The organism is Halomicrobium sp. HArcht3-1 (genome assembly GCF_058933345.1).
In genome coordinates this window covers 82,357-100,330 of sequence record NZ_JBZYDM010000002.1, presented here as the reverse complement: position 1 = coordinate 100,330, position 17,974 = coordinate 82,357, and the positions used below count along the sequence as shown (strand labels likewise).

Sequence of the window (17,974 nt, the reverse complement as noted above, 5' to 3'; positions counted from 1 at the left end):
GGAGCGTTAGGGCTGTGAGAGTAGGTATCGAACGAATGGGGGTGACCGTATCACAGGCCTTGCGGGTCACTACATTCTCCGCTCGGCTTCACGGTCGCCCCTCACTGCGTTCGGGTCGACTCGACTCGTGTGTCGTTCACTCCCGCTCGGCAGTTCGGAGCGCCTCGCTGCGCTCGCCGCTCCTTGGCTCACGGGCCACAGGCCCGTTCGCCTTTCCGAGGTTCTTCGTGTTACTCAGAACCTCGCTTACATCATGCCGCCCATGCCGCCGCCCATGCCGCCCATGCCGCCGCCCATACCGCCGGGCGCGCCGCCGGGGCCGCCTGGGCCTTCGTCGTCGTCGCCAGCGTCACTGCCGCCACCTTTGAGGTCGCCAGCAGCGATCACGTCGTCGATGCGCAGGATCATGACGGCCGCCTCGGTGGCGGACTCGATGGCCTGGGTTTTGACTCGCAGCGGTTCGACGACGCCGTCTTCGTGCATGTCGACGACTTCGCCGGTGTAGGCGTCGAGACCGGACGTGGTCGCGCCGCCGTCGTGCTTGCTGCGCAGATCGACCAGCGAGTCGATCGGATCGAGACCGGCGTTCTCTGCGAGCGTGCGCGGGACGACGTCGATGGCGTCGGCGAAGGCCTCGACGGCCAGCTGTTCGCGGCCCCCGACGGAGTCGGCGTAGTCACGCAGACCGAGAGCGAGCTGTGTCTCGGGTGCACCGCCGCCGGGCAGGACCTGACCGTCCTCCAGCGTGGCGGCGACGACACCGAGGGAGTCCTCGATGGCGCGCTCGACCTCGTCGGCGACGTGTTCGGTGCCGCCGCGGAGGATCATCGTGACGGCCTTTGCGTCCTCGACGTCCTCGACGAAGATGCGCTCGTCACCGGCGACGTCCTTCTGAGCGACGCTGCCGGCGAAGCCGAGATCGTCCTCGGTGATGTCGGCGATGTTGGAGACGATGCGTGCGCCCGTGGATCGCGAGAGCGCCTGAATCGTGGACTTCTTCGCGCGGCGGACGGCGAGGATGCCCTCCTGTGCGAGGTAGTGCTGGGCCATGTCGTCGATACCCTTCTGGGTGATGACGACGTCGGCTCCGGCTTCCTTGAGGTCCTCGACCATTTCCTTGAGCTGCGCCTCTTCCTGATCGAGGAACTGCTGAAGCTGGTCGGGGTCGGTGACGTTGACCTCGGTGTCCAGTTCCGTCTCGGGAACCTCGATCGCGGTGTCGAGCAGCGCGATGTTGGCGTCCTCGACTGCGAAGGGCATGTTGTCGTGGACACGCTCCTTGTCGATGATGACACCCTCGACGAGTTCGGACTCGTCGGTTGCGCCACCGACGACGACTTCCAGCTGGATGTTGTCGGTGTCGACCTCGCCGTCGTCGGCGACGGACTGGACAGCGCGCACGACGAGCTGCGAGAGGACTTCCTTCGAGGACTCGGCGCCCTTACCGGTCATGGCGGTGCCGGCGACCTTTTCGAGCATCTCGGTGTCTTCGGGACCGACCTCGACAGCCTGCTCTTCGAGGATTTCCTTTGCCTTCTCGGCGGCCTGACGGTACCCCTGTGCGAGGATGGAAGCGTGGATGTCCTGGTCGATGAGGTCCTCGGCTTCCGAGAGGAGTTCGCCCGAGATGACGACCGCAGTCGTCGTCCCGTCGCCAACCTCGTCTTCCTGGGTCTGTGCGACTTCGACGATCATGTTGGCTGCGGGGTGCTCGATGTCCATCTCGTCGAGGATGGTGACACCGTCGTTCGTGACGACGACGCTGCCAGCGTCATCGACGAGCATCTTGTCCATGCCCTTGGGGCCGAGTGTCGTCCGTACGGCCTCCGCGACGGCCTGTGCGGCCGTGATGTTCATCGACTGTGCGTCCTTACCGGAGGTTCGCTGGGAGTCCTCTCCCAGCACGATCATCGGCTGACCCTGCATCTGACGCTGACTCATACGTCCGATTGATTGAATGTGATTCTATATAAAGCTATCGGTGGCGGTGGGGGAATCCGCCACACGGGTCCCCATCGAACAGCGTGTTACATGATACCAACCGAGGGTTTAAATACTGATTTTCGCCAAATAGCCGAGCGGTGTCGTGGTCGTCGCGTCGAGCTACCCGTGGAACTGGTGGTAGTTCAGTCCCTTCTGTTTCATCTCGTTGTGCTTGCGTTCGAGGAAGGAGTAGACCGACCCGTGCGGTGCGCCATCGAGCAGCATCTCCGCGGCTTCACGGACGGCGTCGACCTGTTCGGGACCGCCGATGATCCCCAGCGTCGACCCGTAGATGACGACGGAGGCACCGGTGAGTTCCTCCATGAGTTCGCGCGTGCGTCCGCCTTCGCCGATGAGTCGCCCCTTCTGGCGAGTGAAGTCGTTCTGGTTTCGAGAGGCGGCGTCGATGTCGATCATATCGAACATCATCATTTCGTCGTCGAGCAGCGCCAGTGCGTCCTCGGGGTGGAACCCGCGGCCGATGGCTTTCACGATGTCGGGTCCCTTGAGTCCGGTCAGCGGGTCGCCGACGGATTCGATCTTCACCGAGCCAGATTCGGAGTCGATATCGAGTCGCACTTCCGCTCGCTCCTCGATTTCGCGCATAGTCTCACCTCCTTCGCCGATGAGTGCGCCGATGCGGTCCTGCGGAATCTTCACGTGTTGCATAATATACGCTGTGGTACTGTATGCGGACAGTTAAGGCTTCGTCCCTCGACTTGCGGGGCTGTTCACCACCCCGACGACCACACGGTCCGGTTCGAGTCCCGCTGTTCGAAACTGCGACAGACATATAAAATTTATACTATACGTATGAGGCAGATATTTCTCAAAATCAGATAATTCTCCCGTCGTTCATCTTTCAGTCCCAACATCGCACTTTGAAACACTTTAAACGCCACTTTTGGCATAGCCTGCCGATTCTCGACCGAGATTGCTGACCAGCCGGTATCTGAAGCTATTGCTACGATAAATCCGGCTTAGACTGTCTGTAGGGCCAATACGAGGTGATGTCGGATTCAAAATTCGAGAGGTACTTGAAATCTTAGAACTACTTTTAAATCTAAAAAATCTGAAACACTTGGGGTGACGATCGGCGCGACGCCACGACCGGAACGTAGCCGCGGTCGGTCGAGGAAAATAACGAGTGTACTGGTGTTAGATTAGGTGCTGCCGACGGTATACGTGGTCGTGATAGCTTCTCGCTGCCGTTCCCGCGTTCGAGATGACCGTTCTCACCGTCACTGTTCGCTCAGTGCGAACGTTTGTCGCCTGTTCACGACGCTCAGTGCCCCGTCAGCCGGAAACCGTTCGCACTGCGCGAACGGATTACGCCGACCCCTCTCGCTGTACCGCGTTCTCGACCGAGCGGGAGGCGCTGACGACGATTCCCGGAATCTCGTTTTCGAGTCGCTGGCTGTCGAGTTCACTGTCGGTGCCCGACACCGCGATGGCACCGATCGGCGATCCACCGTCGAGGATCGGCGCTGCGACGCCCCGGGTCGACGGGCTGTACTCGCCTCGTTCGAACGCGGCCCGGCGATCACGGACCGCCGTGAGTTCTTCGGACAGTTCGTCGGCGTCGGTCAGTGTCGCCTCCGTCAACGCCGCCCGGTCCGTGCTATCGAGCACTCTCCGGCGTTCGTCGGCGGGGAGATACGCCAGCATCGCCTTGCCCGCGGCGGTCGCGTGCAGCGGGTACGGATCGCCGACGGTCAGTTCCGTTCGTTCCGTGCCCGGCGGGCGTTGCTGGTAGACGCTGACGGCCGTGCCACGCTCGTAGAGGACGAGACTCACGGTGTTGTCGATGGACGCAGCGAGACTGTCGACGGCGGTCCGCCCGGCTTCGATCGGGAACCGCTCGCGTGCGCCCGCGCCCAAGGTCAATAGTTTGAGGCCGACGTAGTATGTCGTCCCCGTCTTGACGAGGTACCCGCCGTCGGTCAACGTCTGGAGGTGCTTGTAGACGCCGCTCTTCGAGCGGTCGAGTCGGCGCGCCAGTTCGCTCACACCCGCCCCGCCGAGTTCGTCGACGGCGTCGATGATCTCGAAGCTCATCGCCGTGGTCGCGACAGCCGGACCGTCTGTGTCTGTCATGTCACTTCCGTCGTCCGCGACCGGTATATACGTTCGCACTGTGCGAACACCGATCGGTCCGTGAGCGGCGTCCGCCCTGTTTGGGTCGACGGACCGCTCAGACTGTTCGTGTGGTGCGAACAGCAGCCCGTATCGACGCGTTCACTGACCGCTCGACGCCTATCTGTTCGCACACCGCGAACGACGTGCCCTGTGGTGCCGTGACGACGTGGGAAACTGTTAGGTGACCCGGGCAGGAATGGGGGAGAAGAACCATGTCAGACTGGGAACGGGCGGACAACTGGGGGCGGTGGCGGTCGGTCGTCCGAGTGGTGGTCCCGGACTTCGTTCGCAAGCGATTCACACTGAAGTTCGCGCTGATCCTCGCGGTGATGGGTATCACCGTCGGGCTGATCGGTGCGACCGCGACCGGGACCGTCTCCTCGCAGGTCGAACAGAACGTCGAGCAGGAGTACAGTGATCTGGCGGCCCAGAAGGCAAACGTCATCGAGCAGTGGGTCCAGCGCAACTCACAGGCGGTCAAACTGGCCTCGAAGAACGAGGTGCTGGCTCGCTCTGGCGGTGCGACGGCGTTCGATATGCGCCAAGAACTGGCGACGACGGAGGGCAATCTCTACGGTGTGCAGGCGATCTATCTGATCAACCGGACCGAGGCGGGCACCACCATCGTCGCCAGCCCGCAGTTTCCCTTCGACACGAACATCTCCAAGACCTCGCGGATGTGGATGACGAACGTCTCTGTCGCCGGGATGGGTGTCTCTGACGTTCGAACCACGGACGTTCACGATGCGGGAGGCACGCCGGTCGTCGCGTTCGTCAGCCCGGTACAGGACGGCGCGGACCGGTTCCTGGTGATCGAGTACGACGTTCGACAGCTCGCGGACACGCTCGGCCAGGGCGAGCAGTCGACGCGCTTCACGCAGGTCGTCAACCACGAGGGGACGATCCAGACGGCCTCACAGGCCGACGAGATCGGCCACCCCTACGGCGACGAGCAGGCCATGGCGCCGGTCCGACTGGCACGCGACCTCGATACGCGAGTCGAGTCGGCTGGCGTCATCGCTCGGGCCGGTCCGAACCCCGGCGTCCTCGACGAACCCTACACCGTCGGGTACGCACCCGTCAGCGTCCAGAACGCCGAACTGAACTGGATCGTGCTGGTCCACGAACCGACCCGGGACGTGTTCGGCTTCGTCAACACCATCTCGACGTGGGGGTTCCTCTCGACGCTGGGCGGGATGGTGCTCATCATCTCGCTTGGCGCGGTGATCGGCTACAGCACGACTCGTGACATCAACCGACTGCGACGGCTGGCCGAGCGGATGCGCGAGGGTGATCTCGACGTGACGGTGTCCTCACCACGTATCGACAGTATCGGTCAGCTCTACGATGGGTTCGACGCGATGCGGGGTTCGCTGAAGTCACAGATCGAGGCGGCCGAGCGTGCTCGCAAGGAGGCGGAGGTCTCCCGTGCCGAGGCCATGGAGATGAACAACTACCTCCAGAACAAGGCCGAGGAGTACTCGCGGATCATGCAGCGGTGTGCCGACGGCGACCTGACCCAGCGCTTCGAGACCGACGGCCAGAACGACGCGATGGACCGGATCGCAACGGAGTTCAACGAGATGATCGCGGAACTGGAGCTGACGACCGGTCAGCTCAAGCGGTTCGCCAAGGATGTCGAGGACGCCGGTGTCGTCCTGCAGTCCAGTTCCGAGAGCGTCCGGGTCTCCAGCGAGCACGTCGCGGACTCGGTGGCGACCATCTCCGGCGACGCGCACGACCAGAAAGAGCGCCTCGAAACCGTGGCGACGGAACTCGACGAGGTCGTCGACCGACTGGTCGCCTACGACGAGCGCCACGACGACATCGACCTCGACGGGCAACTCGACCGCTTCGAGGAGATCGCAAACATGGTCTCTGAGGTGGCCTCGATCAGCCAGAAGACGCTGGCCGAGTCCGAACTGGTCGCCGGTGCTGCCGAAGAACAGGCAGCGGAGATCAACGAAGTCTCCCAGCGCGCCGAGGAACTCACCGAGTTTGCCCGCCCACTCCGTAGCGTCCTCGACGAGTTCGACATCGAGGCCGACGCCGCCCTCTCGGACGCGCAAGGGGAGCTTCGACCCCCGGACGAGACCGACCACGAATAGGGTCGTCGGCTGCCCGACAGCCGTTCTCGGTGTCTCCTCGTCCCCGTTTTGACACCAGTTCTGCACCACTACGATTCGATCTGTGGTGTCCTGGATGGCAAATTATATATGTGGAGACTAACACAGTGAACAATCATGGCAAACGTGTCCTTAGAAGCGGCTACGAAAACGTTCGACGACGACGGTGACAAGATCGTCGCGGTCGACGAACTGGACCTCGACATCGAGGACGGGGAGTTTCTCGTTCTCGTCGGTCCATCGGGGTGTGGCAAGTCGACGACCCTGCGGATGATCGCCGGGCTGGAGACTCCGAGCGGGGGCCGGATCAGACTCGGTGAGGAGGTCATCAACGACAAGACGCCACAAGAGCGAGACATCGCGATGGTGTTCCAGTCGTATGCGCTGTATCCTCACATGACCGTCGCCGAGAACATGGCCTTCGGCTTGGAGGAGTCGACGGACCTCGGTGACGACGACATTCGCCAGCGGGTCGACGAGGCCGCCGAGACACTCGGTATCAGCGAACTGCTGGACCGACAGCCTGCGGACCTCTCCGGGGGGCAACAACAGCGCGTCGCGCTCGGTCGAGCCATCGTCCGGGACCCGAAGGTGTTCCTGCTGGACGAGCCACTCGCCAACCTCGACGCGAAACTGCGCGCCGAGATGCGCACCGAACTCCAGCACCTACAGGAGCAACTCGACACGTCGACGGTGTACGTCACCCACGACCAGACCGAGGCCATGACGATGTCGGATCGCATCGCCGTCCTCGACGGCGGGGAACTCCAGCAGGTCGCGACGCCGATGGAGTGTTACCACGAGCCAGCCAACACGTTCGTCGCGGGCTTTATCGGCGAGCCATCGATGAACTTCTACGACGTGACGCTGTCGGGTGATCGGCTCGTCGGCGAGCACTTCGAGTATCCGCTGAGCGACGACACGCTGGCCGACGTTCGGGGCCACGAGGATCTGACGCTGGGGATCCGTCCCGAGAGCATCGGGATCACCGACGAGGCGACGGAGTCACACCAGTTCCCGGCCGTCGTCGACGTGGTCGAACCGCAGGGCAACGAGAACACGGTCCATCTCCTGTTCGAGGGCCAGAGCGAGGGCGACCAGACGCTGACGGCGACCGTCGACGGGATGCGCGCGCTCAACTGGGGGCAGGAGGTCGCCGTCGAGATTCCCGAGACCGCGATTCACCTCTTCGACGGCCGGACCGGCGAGGCGCTGCACAACCGCGTCATCGAGGACGTCGACCGGATCGAACAGATCGGGACTGCATGAGACCGACGATGACCGCCCATGACCTGCACCCACGCACGTGTGCAAGATCTAAAGATAAAAACGCAAATAATTGGACAATAAGGCAAAAGCTATATATGCAATCGAAAAACATGGAGAATACGTATGTCTGATACTGGCAACCCAACGGACGGCGTCTCGCGGCGAACGATGATCGGCTCGACGGCGACGGGCATGGCTGCCCTGCTGGCTGGCTGTCTCGGCGGCGACGGCGGCTCCGGTTCCGGCGACGGCGGGAGCGACGGTGGCGACGGCGGCTCCGGTTCCGGCGACGGCGGGAGCGACGGTGGCGACGGCGGCGACGGTGACAGTACCGACGATTCGACCGGGACGGCGACGCCCAACGACACTGCACTGGAGGTCCTGCACGCCTGGACCGGCGGTGACGGCGCGGCGGCCGTCGAGGAACTGACCTCGCAGTTCGTCGAGGAGTACCCCGACATGAACACCAACTTCCGCCCCATCGGCGGGACGGGGAACGTCAACCTCAACTCCGTGATCGCACGCCGCCTCTCGAACAACAACCCCCCAAGCTCGTTCCAGGCCTGGCCGGGCGAGAACATCCGACAGTACGAGGGCATCCTGGCCAACATCACGTCGGTGTGGACCGACAACGGCTACGTCGAGAAGATGAACGACACGGCCGCCTCGCTGTGTCAGCAGAACGGCGAGTACCGTTCGGTGCCGCTCGGCTCCCACCGGATGAACAACCTCTTCTACAACGTCTCGGTCCTCGAAGAAGCGGGTGTCGACCCCGAGTCGCTGACCGACATGGACTCGCTGTTCAGCGCGATGGACGCGATTCAGGAGAACACCGACGCCGTCCCCATGACCCACGCGATGAAGGCCCCGTGGACGAACCTCCAGCTCTGGGTCGAGGTCATGCTCAGTCAGGAAGGCGAGGAAGCGTACATGAACTTCATCGACGGTGAGGGTGACGAGGCCGCGGTCAAGCGCTCGCTGGAGACGACCCAGGAGATCCTCGCGAACTACATCAACGACGACGCCTCGACGATCAGCTTCACCGAGGCAAACCAGAAGCTGATCAACGGCGAAGCTGCCTTCATCCATCAGGGCAACTGGGCTTACGGGATGTACCGCGCCGAGGACAGCGGTATCGAGTACGAGGAGGACTGGGACTGGGTGGCCTTCCCCGGCACCGACGACATGTACGTCCTTCACATCGACGCGTTCACGTTCCCGGCCGACGCTCCAGCGCCGGCCAAGCGCGACACGTGGGCCGAGTTCCTCGGCACCCGCGACGCACAGGTCGGCTTCGGTAACAACAAGGGGTCGGTCCCGCTGCGCACGGACGTCGACAGCGAACGCCTGACCGACTTCCTCGCGATGAACTACGAACACCTGACCTCGAAGCCAAAGCAGCCCCCGACGCTGGCCCACGGTCTCGCGGTGTCGCCCGAGGCGCTTGGCGACTGCAAGGCTGCGATCGGTGACAACTTCATGGGGCCGTTCGACGCCGAGGCGACGGCGTCGGCCCTGATGGACGCCGTCTCCGAGTAACGACGCACAGACACTTCCCCCACTCTACCCCCTCACCCTACTCGAAACCATGGCACGCTCACAAGAGACAGTCTCCGCCGGCGGCGAGTTCGACCGGGACTGGGAGAGCCGACTGCGCGTCTTCGCCAAGAGCGACTTCGTGCGCGGCTTTCCCTACTGGTTCGTCCCCTTCACGATCATGGGGATCGCCGTCTACGGCGGTATCGGCTGGAACGTCTTGCTCTCGTTGACCGACTACGAGGGCTTTGGCGAACCGTCCTTCGACTCGCTCGACTTCGAAATGTACAGCCAGGCGCTGGCCGATCCGGCGGTCTATCTGACAGCCAAGAACACGTTCGTGTTGCTGATTGCGTTCACGACCGTGTCGCTGGTGCTTGGCCTGTTCCTGGCAGTGTTGCTCGACCGTGACATCCGGTTTCGGGGGAAGGTCCAGACGATCTATCTCCTGCCGATGGCGCTGTCGTTCGTCGTCACGGCCCAGTTCTGGCTGTGGATGTACAACGTCAACAACGGGCTGGTCAACACCGTCCTCGGGCTGGTCGGTCTCGGCCCGTACAACTGGATCGGCAACCCCGGACTGGTGCTTGGCGCGGTCGTGTTCGCGCTGATCTGGCAGTTCAGCGGCTACTGTATGGTCGTGTTCCTCGCCGGTCTGCAGTCGATCCCCGACGACCAGTTCGAGGCCGCCCGGATGGACGGCGCGAACATCTACAAGGCCTACTGGCGGGTCATCCTGCCACAGCTGAAATCCTCGTCGGTCAGTGCGGCCGTCGTGCTGATGATCTTCGCGCTGAAGACCTTCACCTTCCTGTTCGCGATGTTCGGTCAGTACCGCGTCCCGAAGGGGACGGACATTCTGGCGACGCTGATGGTGCGTGAGGCGTTCAAGTTCCAGCACTGGGCCTATGCCGCCGCCATCGCGACCATCCTGCTGGTGATGTCTCTCGTGGTGATCGCACCGTACCTCTACTACCAGTACAAGCAAGGGAGCCTCTAAGCATGAGTAACAAACAGTCCGCGTTCGACTCCGACAGTATCGCACAGCGCTTGCCCGCCATCGACTACCGGCGGCTATCGCTGTACCTCCTCGTGGTTGGCTTCTTCGCCTTCTTTATCGCGCCCATCTGGACCGGGCTGGTCACGTCGTTCAAGACCAGCGAGGCCGTGACGGCGACGACGCCGTTCGTCCCCGCACTCCCCGGGACGATCGCGGGCATCCTGAACTTCGTGATTCCCTTCGCCGACCCGTTCTCGGCGGGCTTTACGACCGCGAAGTGGGGTCAGGCACTGGGCCACCTCAGCCGTGGTTTCGTCAACAGCATGGTGATGGCGATTCCAGCGACGGTGCTGGACGTGCTGCTTGGTAGTATGGCCGCCTACGGGCTGACGATGATCGACTGGAAGCGTAAGCTGCCGATCCTCGTCCTGTTCCTCGTCGGGATCTTCATCCCGTTGCAGGCGGTGCTGGTCCCGCTGTCGAACTTCTGGACGAACATCCTCCCGCTGGAGGAAGTGCTCGCACCGGTGTGGACGCTGCCGATGTTGCGGGTCGAACACGCCCGTCTCGTGGAGTTGACGATCACCCACGTCGCCTACGGTATCCCGATCTGTATGCTGCTGTTCCGGTCGTACTACAACACGATCTCGACGGAACTCGTCGAGGCCGCGAAGATGGACGGCGCGTCGATCACGAAGATCTACACCCGGATCGTGCTGCCGCTGTCCAAGCCGATGGTCGGCGTCGTGCTGATCTATCAGTTCACCCAGATATGGAACGAGTTCCTGTTCTCCCTGACGCTGATCGGGAGTTCGTCCTCGCCCGTCGCGACGATCACACTCATCCTCTCGGGGATGGGTGCGGACATCTCCGGTGTCGACTTCGGCCTGCGGATGGCCGGGGCGTTCCTCGCCGCGATGCCGACGCTGATCATCTACGTCCTGTTCGCAGAGCAGTTCGCGAAGGGGCTATCGACGGGATAGTCTTCCACTCGTTCCGTACCGCGGCGACGGATCGGCGGACTGCCGTGGGTCGCCTGTCACCCCCGACTGTGGCACCCGCGATGCCCGCCCCATCGTCGCGCCCACCGGACACCTTCTCCTACTCGGTGATCAAATAAGCAAAATAGAACAATACAAAGAAATTTTATGACTTCTAATACACAGGAACGCCCGAAAAATCCGGTAGAAGTGCGAAAATCTGCTTTAGAGCAGTCTAAACTGCCGATGGTCCGGGAACAGCGATCGACGAACCGACCGGGACTCGCCGACCGAAGACCGTCTTCGAAGCAGATCGGCTTGGCGGACGAGACCGGCGATTTCCGGTCTCTATTCGGCCGAAATGAGGTCGTAGACGAACAATCTATACAGAGTATATTTGCCAAAGATTATGGGATAAATGACACATCCGCTGCTGGCTGTCTCGTTCCTGCCGGGGACGTTATGGGCGTCCGGCGTCAGTGTGGTCGTGTGCTCGATTCCGGTGGCGTCGCGTTCGGCTGGGAGGGGAGACAGTGAGCCGTCGGTCGGTCGGTCTCTGGGCCGTCGGACTGGGTCTCCTCACCGGCGCGATCACCGGGTCGCTGATCACGACGACGCACCCCGCCCAGACGACGCAGGTCCTCGCCGGGGCGGTCGCCCTCGCCGTCGTCGGTCTCGCGGTCGTACTCTCGCGTCGGTACGACTACTGGGCGCGATCCCACCCGTTCGTCCGCTTCGTCGTCTACCTCGTCTCGCTGCTGGTGACGACGGTCACGCTCGACACACTCGCGGGCGTTCTCGTCGATGGGACCGGCCTCGTGATGCAAGTCGTCGAGACCGCGGCCATCGTGACCGGGTTCGCCGTCACGCTGTGGGTCGCGTTCTACGGCGGTGCCGATCGTCTGTTCGTGCTGGCCCTCGACGCGCTCGATGTCGAGTGGTGAGCGTCGAAAAACGTGTGCGTGGCTACGAGTCCGAATCCACGTCGTTGTAGATCTCGGAGAACTCGTAGGGTTCCTGTGCGACGCCGCTGCAGGTCGGTGATACGTCACCCTGACAGCCGCCGTTGTCCCGGTCGACCGACCAGAACGAGACGAAGCCCACGTCCTTTTTCTCGACGAAGTCACGTACCTCGCGGGCATCGTCGAGGTTGTGCGGGCCGCCGCTGTTCTGGATGCCGATCATCGACGTGATCCCGACCATGTGCCACAGTTCGGCGTCGGATTTCTCGGGGTAGATCTCTGCCAGATCGCCGTGCAGGCTATTGGCCGAGGAGATGACCGTCTCGCCACTGGAGTCGACCCACCCGTAGTTCATCGTCATGATGTTCACGTGTTCCACGTCGACACCTTTCTCTGCGGCGTCCTCGACGACGAACTGGCCGTGGCCGAGCAGTCCCTTCGTGGACGTTCTGAGGGTGTACGACACCTTCAGGTCCGGATACTCCGACTGGAGGTCGGTCAGCACGCGGTTCCGGCGTTCGACGGCCGCCTCGTCGGTCGACTCGATGTCGAAGTCGAGGTGTTTGACGCCGTAGGTCTCGATGATCTCGACGTACTCGGCTTTCAGTTTCTCCTCGTCGCTGATCCGCTGAGCCAGCGGCGTTCCGACGGCACCACCGAGCGAGATGATAACCTCGCCGTCGCGGTCCTGCAGGGACTGGATTCGCGACTCCATGCCTGCTTCGCCGATGTTCTGATTCGAGTCACCGTCCCACGCTGCTTCACCGTTGGTGTCCGCGAGGATGAACGCGAGCACCATGTCGTCGGTGCCGGCGTTGGCCGCCTGCGTGCTGAAGGAGGCGTTCGGGTTCGTCCCGACGTGGTTGTACGGCGCGAACATCGACTCGCCGTCGACTGGCTCGTCCGGTGTGTCAGTCGGTGTGTCCGTCGGCGTGTCGGTCGGTGTGTCCGTCGGCGTGTCGGTCGGTGTATCAGTCGGCGTATCCGTCGGTGTGTCCGTTGGCGTGTCGGTTGGCGTATCCGTTGGCGTGTCAGTCGGTGTGTCATCGCCGTCGACGACACTCCACGGACCCCATTCACCACTGGCGTCCGGTTCGTCACCTTTGGTCCACCAGTTTGCCTCGTAGACTGTCCCGTCGTAGGTCACACGGTCCCCGCCGGTGTAGGTCGCGTCCGCGTCCCACGCCGGTGGCTGCGTCCCGTCCGGTGTGTCAGTCGGCGTGTCGGTTGGTGTATCTGTGGGCGTGTCCGTGGGCGTATCCGTCGGTGTGTCGGTTGGTGTATCCGTCGGCGTATCGGTCGGTGCATCCCCGTCCGAACAGGCATCGACGGCGCTCCAGTAGGCGCTGGCCGACGACGGTTCGACCGCCCGCGTCGAGAGTTGTGCCTCCCAGAGTGTCCCCTCGTAGGTCACCTGATCGCCCGATTCGTACAGTTGAGACGAATCGTAAGCGTCCGTCGTCGTGCAGTCGGCTGCCGATGCTGTCCCCGCAAACGAAACTGTCGCCACGAGTAAGATGGCGACGAGTGTGAGTGCTGTGCGTTTCATGTATCGTTTTGATCGTTGTTCGGCCGCTCGTTCCCCACCGTCCCCCCTTCGGACGACGTCGACTGTCGTCCGTGGGACGTGTATACACTACCCATTCGAAACGGGATTAATAATCTATCGGTATACGTTAGTTCAGCACAATGGGGTGATAAACTATACCTCCTGTCACATCTCCGCACCGTCGATCGAAGCCGCACGCAGGGCGTGACGAACGCTTTCGGGTACGGTCGCTGTCCGTCGTCGAGCGATCGGAGAGAAGCGGTCGGCGGACGACGCTCATACTACCGGCTGTACATCTGTGAACGATTTCGCCACCCCGGGGTGGCGAAGGGCTTCACGAAGTGACAGCCGGCAGTATCACTCGGTCGCGTCGGCGTCGTCCTCGTCCGCGCGCGTGACGAACGCCAGCAGGTCGTCGGCCGTCACGTCGACGCCCTGTCCCGAGAAAAAGTTCGCAATATTCTCACAGTCCCGTTCGAGGTAGTCCCGTGCGTTGCCGTGATGGACCGTCACCGCCTGTCCGAGGTCGATGACGACCAGTTGGCCCTCGTGGAAGACGATGTTGTACTCCGAGAGATCACCGTGGACGAGACCGGCGTCGTACAGCCGGCGCATGTACTCGCGGACGACCTCGAAGGCGGTCTGGGGGTTCTCGATGTGGACCTCGTTGAGGCGCTTTGCCCGTCCGTCGTCGGTGGCGATATACTCCATGACGAGGACGTTGCGCTGGACAGCGATCGGATTCGGAACGCGGACGCCCGCCTGTTTCGCCCGCTGGAGGTTCGCGAACTCCTTTCGGACCCACGCCGTCACCACCTTCTTCTTGTCCGAACCGATCCCCTCGAAGCGCGGGTCGCCGTCGAGATACCCCCGCATGTCCCTGAAATCGGAGGCGTTGATGCGGTAGACCTTCACTGCGACCTCGGTGTCTTGCGGCTCTCCGTCGCCGCTCGATCGTCCCGAGGCGCTCCGTGCCTCGCTGCCCCCGCCCAGCGCGGTGTAGACGTTGGCTTCTTTACCCGTCGAGATCGGTCCGCCGAAGGCGTCGATGTAGCCGTCCTGAACGAGCTTGTACAGCGCACCGTAGGTAGCGTCGTCGAACACCGACGCCTCCACTTTGAACTGCTCGGTGTTTTTGATGCGCTTGCGAAACTCGCTGAACTCCCGATCTCTGGTCCGCGCAATCTGGTCTGCTTCGGTATCAGAAACGTCGATCGATTCCCACTCGTCGCCGACGCCGTCGGCCTCCTCCGTGTCGACGAGACCGAACTCGCCGTCGCCGCTCATGGCCGTCCTCCCGTCGGTCGGGTCATGTCTGGCTGTCCATCGTTACTCCTGAATGTGACCCTCCTCCTTGAGCTGGTCGGCCTCTTGCTTGTCGTATCGCCAGGTGATGTCTGCCTTCTCGTCTTGCCAGTCCCACGGTTCGACGAGGACGACGTCGTCCTCGCGAATCCAGATCCGTTTCTGCATCTTGCCGGGAATCCGTGCCGTGCGCTCAACCCCGTCCATACAGCGGACCGTGACACGGTTGGCACCGAGCATGTTTGTGACGATTGCGAACACCTCGTCGTCGTCGGGCATACGGAGGTTCTTTCGACCCTCGTTGTCGCTCATACGCGACTCTTTGACGGCGAGCGGTTTAAGGTTTGTATGGTTTCGGCCGTCCGTGACGACCGCACACGGTCGTGTGCCCAGTCGTCGGATAACAACGTACAAGGTTCCGTTGGGCCTACGACCGGGCGATGAGTACGACGCTGCCCGACGGTGCCGACGAGTGGGTCGACCAGTGGCACGCCCACCTGACCGACCGGCCGGCCTTTACAGAGGCGGCCGCCGACTTCACCGCGACGTTTCGCTTCGAGATCACGCCCGACGACGCCTACGACGGCGATCCTATCGCGATCCGTCTCGTGATCGACGACGGTGCCTGTCCGAGCGCGACCCTCGACGACGAGTTCGACTACGACTTCGCGCTCCGTGGTCCCTACGGGGCCTGGAAGGCGATGCTACAGGACGAACTCGACGTTTCCGAGGCCGTCATGGACGGCCCCTTCACCGTCGAGGGGCCGACGTTGACGCTCCTGCAACGGCAGGAAGCCATCGCCGAACTCGTCGAGGCGGCCCGCGACGTGGATACCACCTTCTCACGGTAGTCGCTGGCGGGCGGCGGAGACCGAGAGACTTTACCGCCCTCGCTGGCTCCTGTCGGGATATGCTCGACAAACTCGGCGTTCCGGGTCTCGTCGGCCTGGTCGTCATGCTGGGCGGCATCGCGCTGGTCGCCTGGGTCAACGTCTTGCTCGCCGCGGGTATCGCCTTCGTCATCGCCGGTCTCGGACTGGTCGTCTACGGCATGGTCAAAAATCTCATGTCCGCCTTCGGTCTCGGCGGCATGGGCGGGATGCCCTAACGTCAGCTTTCGGGGCGGTCGGCCCGGTGCTCGCTGATGATCTGGTCGACCATCTCCGCCTTCTGCTCGCGTTTTCGTTCCTCGGCACGGGTCTCCCAGTCGGCGATGGCGTCTTCGACTTCGTGTTCGCGAGCGACGGCCAGTTCGTCGACTTCCTGGACAGTCACCATGTCCGCGGGTGCGACGGGAATCTCGTGGTCGAAGAGGATTTCGTCGGCGACATCCGAGAGGCCGCCGTTGCGCAGCACGATCCGTGGGTTCACGTCGGCGAGTCGCTGGGCCGTCGACCGGCCCGCGCCCGAGGCGTCCCGGAGCAAGATCACGTCGTCCTCGACCAGCCCGAACTGCTCGTCGGCGTTTTCGAGCGCGTCGGTGGTGAACTGCTCGACGACCTTCACCGACACGAGGCCCTGCTGCTTCTCCGAGATGTCGGCGAAGTTCGAGTGATCCAGCTTCCACAGCCCCTTGAGCCGTTCGAGCTTCCCTTCCAGTTCTTCGCGGTCCTCGCGCTCTGCTTCGAGTTCCCGCTCCAGTCGCTCGTTCTCACGCTCTAGGCGGGTCACTTCGCGGTCTTTGCGCACCTCGCGTCGCTCCTCGCTCCGGGCCTGTGACAGCTCTTTTTCCTTTTCCTGTAGCTGCTGGTCTTTCTGCTGGATGGTCTCCTTGAGGTCGTCGACGTGGCCCTCAAGTCGCTCGACGCGGGCACGCAGTCGTTTGATCTCCTTTTCCTCGGCGGTGAGTTCGCGCGGTCTGTGCTGGCCGCCGGTCTCCTCGTCGCCGCCGTCGTCGGTCCGGTCGGCCAGTACGCTCTCGACGGACTCCTCGTCGGCGACGACGCGGGCGGTCACCTCGCCAACGTCCTCCCGGGGCGGGACCTTCGCGGCGATGCGCTCGAACTGGTCCTCGTGGTCGTCGAACGCCGAGAGTGCCGCCGCCATCGCGTCGCGTTCGTGGTCGTTGTCGTAGGCTTCCTCGCGAGTGCGGTGCTGTTTCACGTCGACGGCCAGATCGCGGTCGGGCGTCCAGCCGGCGGCCGAGAACGACCGGCGCAGTTTCTCGACGGTCTCGGGCATCGGCGTCACGTCGGCCGCCACGACGATGGGGCGGCCGTGCTCGACGATCCACTCGGTGACGCCGGCGGCGTCGATGGTCCGCGAGGAGTACACGTCGAGTACCTCACCGTCCAGTCCCACGAGGGCGATTGCGGTCGTCGTCCCGGGGTCGACGCCGACCAGCACGAAGTCCCGGCGTTTCGCCAGTGGTCGGAACTCGATGCCGTCCCGGCGCTCGCGTTCGATCTCGACGCGCACGTCGCCCGCTCGCATCCGCGAGACGGGGATGTCCTGTGGCCGGGCGTCGACGGTGAAAATCGCCTGCGAGAAGCCGCCGTACTTCTCGGTCACGTCTCGCTCGTACTTGAGGCCGGCGTCGTCGAGTGTCGACTCGACCTCGCGGGCCCGTTGCTTGACCGAACCGTGGATGCGCCGCGTGTAGCGATCTTCCGACCAGCCACCGCCACCGCCCGTCGAGCGTCCGCGGGCGACCTTCACTTCGGTGGTGTCGGTGAAGGCAGACACTTCCTGTCCGACGTTGGCCGCGGCGAGGCGCGCCGCCGCTTCCGCTTCCTTCATCGGCTGTTTCCCGTAGGGGACGCCGTGGCGCGCGGCGACCCGCGAGAGCGGTTCGGGCTGTTCGGCTCCCGTCACCTGCACCAGTTTCGTCTCGTCGGGGAGGCTCCCGAGGAAGTGGATCAGCGACCCCTTGTCCTCGGCCAGTTCGTACATGTTGTCCGTCGCGACGATCGACGGCTCTTCGTCGTCGATCCGCCGCCGGAGCTTTCGCAGGCTCACCACGTCACGCTCCACGTCTTCGCCGTCGAACACGACGAGCGCGTACGAAGGTGCGTCGCCACGTACGTCACCGCTCTGGATGTCGACCCCGAAAACCACCGCGTCGAGCGCTCCGGTACGCGTGTTCACGGCTCCGGCTAGGGGGGCTGTGACTATAATCCCCACGG

General features: G+C 63.3%; 15 protein-coding genes. 8 read left to right on the top strand and 7 right to left on the bottom strand.

The window, feature by feature from the left end; all coding sequences use genetic code 11:
* Nucleotides 1-246 precede the first annotated feature (246 nt).
* The 3 genes from thsA to AC5FRW_RS03520 all read right to left on the bottom strand — a co-directional run bounded on the left by thsA (nucleotide 247) and on the right by AC5FRW_RS03520 (nucleotide 4,080).
* Entirely contained in the window at nucleotides 247-1,926 is a 1,680-nt protein-coding gene (gene thsA / locus AC5FRW_RS03530; RefSeq protein WP_493567377.1) for a thermosome subunit alpha, read from the bottom strand.
* A 177-nt stretch (nucleotides 1,927-2,103) separates the two neighbouring features.
* The gene (locus AC5FRW_RS03525) at nucleotides 2,104-2,652 is read right to left on the bottom strand and encodes a KH domain-containing protein (protein ID WP_493567045.1); all 549 of its coding nucleotides are present in this window, start codon (nucleotides 2,650-2,652) and stop codon (nucleotides 2,104-2,106) included.
* A 660-nt stretch (nucleotides 2,653-3,312) separates the two neighbouring features.
* Nucleotides 3,313-4,080, bottom strand: a complete 768-nt coding sequence (locus AC5FRW_RS03520; protein WP_493567044.1) for an IclR family transcriptional regulator — start codon at nucleotides 4,078-4,080, stop codon at nucleotides 3,313-3,315.
* A gap of 254 nt (nucleotides 4,081-4,334) precedes the next feature.
* Here AC5FRW_RS03520 and AC5FRW_RS03515 point away from each other — a divergent pair, with 254 nt between their 5' ends.
* From AC5FRW_RS03515 to AC5FRW_RS03490, 6 genes are all read left to right on the top strand, one after another.
* A complete protein-coding gene (locus AC5FRW_RS03515) occupies nucleotides 4,335-6,230 on the top strand; it encodes a cache domain-containing protein (RefSeq protein ID WP_493567043.1) in 1,896 nt (631 codons plus the stop codon).
* 135 nt (nucleotides 6,231-6,365) lie between these two features.
* Entirely contained in the window at nucleotides 6,366-7,517 is a 1,152-nt protein-coding gene (locus tag AC5FRW_RS03510; RefSeq protein ID WP_493567042.1) for an ABC transporter ATP-binding protein, read from the top strand.
* Between the two features lie 168 nt (nucleotides 7,518-7,685).
* Nucleotides 7,686-9,056, top strand: a complete 1,371-nt coding sequence (locus tag AC5FRW_RS03505) for an ABC transporter substrate-binding protein (RefSeq protein ID WP_493567376.1) — start codon at nucleotides 7,686-7,688, stop codon at nucleotides 9,054-9,056.
* A 49-nt stretch (nucleotides 9,057-9,105) separates the two neighbouring features.
* Nucleotides 9,106-10,053 carry a carbohydrate ABC transporter permease gene (locus AC5FRW_RS03500; protein WP_493567041.1) on the top strand — a complete coding sequence of 316 codons (948 nt, stop codon included), beginning with the start codon at nucleotides 9,106-9,108 and terminating at the stop codon, nucleotides 10,051-10,053.
* A gap of 2 nt (nucleotides 10,054-10,055) precedes the next feature.
* A complete protein-coding gene (locus AC5FRW_RS03495; RefSeq protein ID WP_493567040.1) occupies nucleotides 10,056-11,036 on the top strand; it encodes a carbohydrate ABC transporter permease in 981 nt (326 codons plus the stop codon).
* A gap of 530 nt (nucleotides 11,037-11,566) precedes the next feature.
* Nucleotides 11,567-11,977 (top strand): hypothetical protein, encoded by a 411-nt coding sequence (locus tag AC5FRW_RS03490; protein WP_493567039.1) that lies wholly within the window; start codon nucleotides 11,567-11,569, stop codon nucleotides 11,975-11,977.
* A 22-nt stretch (nucleotides 11,978-11,999) separates the two neighbouring features.
* Here the strand turns inward: AC5FRW_RS03490 and AC5FRW_RS03485 are convergent, their stop codons facing one another.
* The 3 genes from AC5FRW_RS03485 to eif1A form a co-directional block, all read right to left on the bottom strand.
* On the bottom strand, nucleotides 12,000-13,544 hold the full coding sequence (locus AC5FRW_RS03485; RefSeq protein ID WP_493567038.1) for a carbohydrate-binding protein: 1,545 nt from the start codon (nucleotides 13,542-13,544) through the stop codon (nucleotides 12,000-12,002).
* A 357-nt stretch (nucleotides 13,545-13,901) separates the two neighbouring features.
* Entirely contained in the window at nucleotides 13,902-14,831 is a 930-nt protein-coding gene (gene rio1, locus AC5FRW_RS03480) for a serine/threonine-protein kinase Rio1 (protein WP_493567037.1), read from the bottom strand.
* A 42-nt stretch (nucleotides 14,832-14,873) separates the two neighbouring features.
* Complete coding sequence (gene eif1A, locus AC5FRW_RS03475) at nucleotides 14,874-15,161, bottom strand: translation initiation factor eIF-1A (protein ID WP_493567036.1); 288 nt, start codon at nucleotides 15,159-15,161, stop codon at nucleotides 14,874-14,876.
* Nucleotides 15,162-15,289: 128 nt separating this feature from the next.
* On the opposite strand from eif1A, the gene AC5FRW_RS03470 reads away from it, so the two are divergent.
* Together AC5FRW_RS03470 and AC5FRW_RS03465 are read left to right on the top strand one after the other, a co-directional pair.
* On the top strand, nucleotides 15,290-15,700 hold the full coding sequence (locus AC5FRW_RS03470) for an SCP2 sterol-binding domain-containing protein (RefSeq protein ID WP_493567035.1): 411 nt from the start codon (nucleotides 15,290-15,292) through the stop codon (nucleotides 15,698-15,700).
* Between the two features lie 59 nt (nucleotides 15,701-15,759).
* Nucleotides 15,760-15,957: a DUF7470 family protein gene (locus AC5FRW_RS03465; protein WP_493567034.1), complete on the top strand. Its 198-nt coding sequence runs from the start codon at nucleotides 15,760-15,762 to the stop codon at nucleotides 15,955-15,957.
* A 2-nt stretch (nucleotides 15,958-15,959) separates the two neighbouring features.
* Here AC5FRW_RS03465 and AC5FRW_RS03460 read toward each other — a convergent pair whose 3' ends face one another.
* Complete coding sequence (locus AC5FRW_RS03460; protein WP_493567033.1) at nucleotides 15,960-17,936, bottom strand: DUF460 domain-containing protein; 1,977 nt, start codon at nucleotides 17,934-17,936, stop codon at nucleotides 15,960-15,962.
* Between the last annotated feature and the right edge of the window lie 38 nt (nucleotides 17,937-17,974).